At 37.7% G+C, this 6067-nt stretch carries 2 protein-coding genes; one reads left to right on the top strand and one right to left on the bottom strand.

Annotated elements, in window-relative coordinates:
• Positions 1-171: 171 nt before the first annotated feature.
• Positions 172-4710 (bottom strand): translocation/assembly module TamB domain-containing protein, encoded by a 4539-nt coding sequence (locus tag ACOVQ4_RS01545; protein WP_421818906.1) that lies wholly within the window; start codon positions 4708-4710, stop codon positions 172-174.
• Between the two features lie 221 nt (positions 4711-4931).
• Here ACOVQ4_RS01545 and tsaD point away from each other — a divergent pair, with 221 nt between their 5' ends.
• Positions 4932-5930, top strand: a complete 999-nt coding sequence (gene tsaD, locus ACOVQ4_RS01540) for a tRNA (adenosine(37)-N6)-threonylcarbamoyltransferase complex transferase subunit TsaD (RefSeq protein ID WP_421818905.1) — start codon at positions 4932-4934, stop codon at positions 5928-5930.
• Positions 5931-6067 lie beyond the last annotated feature (137 nt).

The following is a 6067-nucleotide window of genomic DNA, read 5'->3' as shown; positions in this document are numbered from 1 at the left end:
TTAAAACTGTTTTTAAACATTCATTGAAAAAGTCTAAATACCTTTTCTCTTTTTGCTCAGTAATCAGAAATTTTCTAAAAAACACTTATACTTCTTTAGCGTGCGGTACAAAAATGCTCTTATGAAATTGTGACAACTTTTTGCCGAGCGCCAATCCCCGATAAAGTAAATCTAATTTTCATTGCCCGACGATTTGCTCGGAATATCGCTGGTTGTATTTGCTAGTTTTTTGTACTTATTAGGAAAAAAATAATTAAAGCTTTTCGAATAAAGGATTGACATCCCTCCCGAAGTAAAGGTCTGATATTGCGTATTCAAAGTACCTAAAATAGAGGTCTGAACATTTCGGTTATAGGTTTTCAGACGTAGGCTTCCATCCCGCTTGATAAACCACTCGAGCGACCAGTCACCAATCAATGACAATGCATTTGTTTGATTCAAAGCAGTCGTAAAACCTCCACTTCTTGTAATCCTAAACCTATCATTGAAGTTGTAAGAAAAACGCAACTGTAGGTTATTAATCAAATCCTGATTTAATCCACTGCCATTGAAAGTCAGGTCTACATTAAGGTTTTGGTCAATTTTTGAAAATACGTTACTCAATTGATTAGAAGCCAATTCCATCAAGTTATTTACCAAATTTACCGAAGCAAAAGCCGCTGCTGAATTAGACACCATTTGCCCCAACAACAATACATTACTTACCTGACGATTCAGCTCTTGCTCATCGGTACGAATACGGTTTTGGAAAGCAGTCACTCCCGAATTAAACTCAGGGTTTTGAGGATAGTCATGAAGTTTTAAATCAAAACTAATAGCTGGCTGTAAAAGTCTGTCTTTTAATTGAATAATTACATCTACAGGATATCGACGCGTAAACTCGGGACGATTTTTGTAGGTTGCCGAGCCGCTTGAGACGGTATCAATTACCGAGCCTAAATAGTTGACATTTTGGGTATAGGCGGCTTTAATATCAAGCATTGCCTCATAAGGATTTCCAGACCAGCTGATACGACTTCCTCTTTGGATTGAGAATTTTTTATTGATAATATTCTGGAAAGTAAAAGTATAATCTCCTCTATCTAGGGCATAGTCGCCTGTCATACTGAAATCGCCCTTTGTATCTATTTTCAAATTAATCTTTCCAGCTCCATAAGCTCGCATAATATCGCCTGTTTGCTTATCGAACTGCACTTCGCCATAAGCATCTGGTGTAAATTCGAACTTAAAATCCATACGAATACGGCTCGAAGTATCCTCTTTTTTCTTCTTTTCGTCTTTTGAATCTGTAGGATTTTTTGCTACTAAAAACTCTATTTCTTCTTGGCTGCCCGCATCTTCGGCGTTATCGAGAGGAATATAGAGTCGAGTTCCTCTATCGCTTATTAAATTGGCATCGATTACAATATTATTGAATGGTCCTTCTATGGCTACTTTACCACTTGCGTAGCCTGTGCCATAATACAAGTTATTGTCGCGTTTGGTGGTGTTGAGTAATTTAAAACGCGAAAGTTGTAAGTTTAGCCCCAAAGAAAAATTATTACTACCATCATAAAATACCCCTCCCATCAACGACGCCTTGTTGCCTTCGTCATCGTAAACAGTCATCTTTTTTGCAAAAATCTCATCTACATCAAAATGAATTTTATCCTCAAAATTCAAGGTAGTTTTAAGATAATCAAAGAACAAAGACCCTTTTTTTACCTCTATAACGCCATTAAAAATTGGGTGACGAAGATTACCAGTAATCTTCAAATCGCCACTTGCGGTACCTTTCAAGTTCGAGAAAACTCCTTTGGTAAACGGCTCCAAAATTTGCAAATTAGTCTGATTCAAATTGGCCGTCAGATTCAAAGAATTAGCCTCCTGCATGGGGTCATAAGTCCCTTGAAACTTCAAAATCTGATTGTTTAGTCGCTCCAGACCATAATCGAGTCTGACGATATGGGCTTCTTGATCATACACACCAGAACCTTCAAAATTACCAATTAAGAAATTATCCAAGGTCAGCCCCTCTATTCTTAGTTGTGAATCTGCATTAATGTGTTTATATACCTCTTTGAGTGTTACATCGGCATCAACGGTGCCACTGATATTGAGTGCAACGATGGGAGCTAAGGTTTCTAAACTAAAGTTTTTAGCCTTAAAATTCATAGTCTCGGTAGAATCTTCCGAAATCTTCCCATCTAGGGCTATGAATTGGTCGTCGTTGGCAATCGTAAAATTTTGAGCGCCTAACTCTTTACCTACAATTGTCACCAAATTTTCAGGATTAATTTGCCAACGTTTGTCTAGTACTTTGACCTCCGATTTATTGAACCTCAGTGATATTCCTTGTTCCAAAAAGCCCAAAGACCCATTTAGTTTAGCTTCATTGGTCGTATTCTGTTGGCGAATTTTACTAGTAAACCTAATACTGTTATCGTCGCCCCATGAGGCTTCTAAATCAAACTTTTCGGTAGGCTCAAGCACGCTAATTTTCTGCTTCTGCGAATTCAAAATCACCGAGGCCAATACAGCAGGCGAATTAAAAAACTTAGAGGAGTTGAGGTCGATATGACTTCCATAAAACTGATAATTTTTACCCAAAATCAATGTATCTATCGACGACTCAAGCGAAAAAGTGGAAGTAGACCCAATTCCGAACGACCCCTTAAATTGCGTATTTTTAGAAATTTTCCCTTCAGGATACACCAAAGCCATGAAAGGATAAAAATCCTTCAAGGTTAGCAGATAATCGACATTATAATTGAGAGGCACGAAATAGGGCTTTTGGGCATAATATTCCTTTCTTTCTTGTTCGTTCCCTACAAAATACAAAGAATATTCTTTTACCAACTGTAGTAAATCTTGGGTGGCTTTAGAGGGCAAAAATTTACCTTTAAATGCCACATCTGCCTGCGGTGATTCGAGCGACCAAATACGCTCTTGAGGTAGTACCTTCGAGGTAAATCTTACGGTATCTACATACAAATTTCGAGTATTGTATCCCAATACAGTATGATACAATAAGGCGCCCCCCTTCAGTTTATCAACATTGATGCCTTCAAATTCTACATCCAAAAAAGTAGAAATACGCCAGTCATCTTTGGTAAAGAACAAATTACGAAGATTGGCCTTACTAAGCTTCCCAAATAAATCTACTTGCTCTTTTTGATTTCTTAGGTCAACTTTTCCGTAAAGATTAAACACCAAGTTGGTGTCGTTCACAATCACTCGCCCATCAAAAAGCTGCTTGGCTAATTTGCCTTTGACATAAACATTTTTGTAATCGTATTTATTAAACTGTAAACTATTGATATCGCCATCAAATTGTAACTCTGAATCTTTCCAACTAAATCCACGACCTTCTATTTTGCCATTGAGTGAAACATTCCCCAAAAGGGTTTCTTCGAGCAAAGTACCTATCTTAAATTCTTGCGCCTTTACCAGACCCGAATAAGTAGATTTGGTAGACTCTGGCCTGAGTACCATGCTCACATCCACATCTAATTTGCCTAACTCCGATTCGAGTAAACCTGTGGTCTTAAATTGAGAAATAGTACCCACGAAACTTCCATCAAAATTGACATAACCAAATTTGCGGATAGCCTTTACAGGCTCTGAGCCAATATAATTTTGTAAGTCTTCTACTTGAACATGCGACTTTTTCATCGCCAATTTCATATCTGCCTTCGAAATAGAGGGAAGTCCTTTAAAAGCAAAATCTCCAGCTAATTTTGATTTTTTACCAAAGTATAAATCAAAATCCTGAAGCTTGAAATCATTAACGGTGCCATCAAATTTTCCATTCAAATGATACGAATCTCTAAATTCATACATATCATTCACAAACCTCCCTAAATCATCTGAGGTTACATACGTTGAATCAAAATTTGCCCGCATCCTAACTTTAGAGTTCCAATGCTTAAAGTCCTTTTGAGACTTAAAAGACATCAAAATCTGGTTTTTGACCGTCGAGTTATTAAGCTTTAATAATAAATTATCAAAGCGCATTTGCGTATCCGAAATCAAGAAATTGGTCGTTAACTCTTTGATTCTTGTATTTGAAAAACGATCATATCCTTTCAAAGTCGTTTTGAAACTTACGGTATCCCGAATCAGCGTAAAATCATTGAGATGAGCTTCGAGCTCATGAAGCGTAAAATGATAATGGTCGAAGGATTGCCGACTATTCAAATAAGGCTCAGATTCATCGTTTAAGGTAAAAATACCATCCTGAATATCCGCCTCTCGAATAATAAAAGGTGAAGGTTTATGATTTTTGGGCCGTGGTTCTTTCGAAGCCGTAAGCTTGTTGATACGGCGAATAAATTCATCGATATTCAAATCGCCCTTTTTATCGATGACCAAAACCACTTTTGGACGAAATAAGCGAACATAATCGAGCACATTTTGTGTACTATCTTGCACCAAACTTTTCAACTGAAAATCTACATCGAGTTTTTCAATATCAATCATTTGATAGCCTTGATAATCTTTTACACGTACACCTTCGAGTGTAGCTTCGTCAAAAAAGTGAATCATCACTTTATCTACTTCAATGGGATATCCCAATGCAGTCGATATTTTTGGGGCAAAGTACTGAGCAAGCTTTGTTTGTACATACGAAGTACGCAAAACCGACACTAGCAATACAACCAATATCATGACCCCTACTAAAGCATAAAGGACAGTTTTGGTTGATATTTTTAGTGCGTTGAAAATCATTTACTCTAACAGGTAATCGGGGTTAGGGATCTTCTTTGTGGGCGCAATGACCGAAGATTCAAACTATGAGATCGATTTGGGTGTTATGCTTTTAAAACGAAACCGAAGCAAAAGCCGTATATTAAGTTTAAAGATGTTTGGAAGAATAGCCTCTTGCTAGGACTAATCAATGTTAACCAGCTTTAAAAATGATTGGTTATCTTTGTAAAAAAATTTGAAACATGACCATTTTAGCCATAGAATCCTCTTGCGATGATAGCTCAGCAGCCGTTATTATTGATGGCAAACTTCATTCCAATATTGTCGCAAGCCAAGCAATACATCAAAAATGGGGCGGCGTTGTTCCCGAACTTGCCAGTCGTGCCCATCAGCAGCATATTGTGCCAGTTGTAGCAGAGGCTTTAGCCACAGCGAAGATAACAAAATCTGACCTAAATGCCATAGCTTTTACACGTGGGCCAGGGCTTTTGGGCTCTTTATTAGTGGGTACCTCTTTTGCCAAAGCTTTGGCGCTTGGCCTCAACATTCCTTTGATAGATGTGCATCACATGCAGGCACATGTTTTAGCTCATTTTATTGATGAACCCAAGCCTCAGTTTCCCTTCCTTTGTTTGACTGTAAGCGGTGGGCACACACAAATTGTATTTGTACGTTCGCCACTCGATATGGAAATCATTGGCGAAACCCAAGACGATGCCGTTGGTGAAGCTTTCGATAAAACAGCCAAACTATTGAATTTGCCTTATCCCGGTGGACCACTAATCGATAAGTATGCCAAAGAAGGAAATCCTTTACGTTTTGAATTTCCGACAGTTGAGATGCAAGGCTTAAATTATTCTTTCTCTGGAATCAAAACAGCTTTTTTGTATTTTTTACAGAAAGAAACAGCAAAAAATCCAAATTTCGTATATGAAAATATCAAGGATATTTGTGCTTCTATGCAACATACTTTGATTAAAATATTGCTCCAAAAACTCAAAAAAGCAGCAAAACAATATAAAATTAAGGATATTGCCATTGCAGGTGGAGTTTCGGCTAATTCAGGCTTGCGTGCCGAATTACAGCGTCTAGGCGATGAGCTTGGCTGGAATGTCTATATTCCCCAATTTCAATATTGTACCGACAATGCAGGTATGATTGCCATGGCAGCTCATTTTAAAGCCGAAAAAGGTGAATTCTGTGGGCAAGAAGTAAGTCCGATGCCACGAATGGAATGGTAAGTTAATATGCAAAATAAAATTTAATTTTTGAGCCTTCGGCTTTCAGCTTTGGGCATTCGGCAAAACATATCTATCGTTACTAAAAAACGTTATTGGTTAGTAGTATATTGGTTACCAGAAGGTGTTCATAATCAAAA

Source organism: Flectobacillus sp., assembly GCF_049240685.1.
Taxonomy (GTDB): Bacteria; Bacteroidota; Bacteroidia; order Cytophagales; family Spirosomataceae; genus Flectobacillus.
Note: the sequence above shows the minus strand (reverse complement) of the source record. Positions and strands in the feature narration are given on the sequence as shown.

Excerpts from the sequence above, each read along its gene's own strand:
- ACOVQ4_RS01545 (WP_421818906.1), bottom strand. The coding sequence starts at position 4,710 with ATGATTTTCAACGCACTAAAAATATCAACCAAAACTGTCCTTTATGCT.
- tsaD (WP_421818905.1), top strand. The coding sequence starts at position 4,932 with ATGACCATTTTAGCCATAGAATCCTCTTGCGATGATAGCTCAGCAGCC.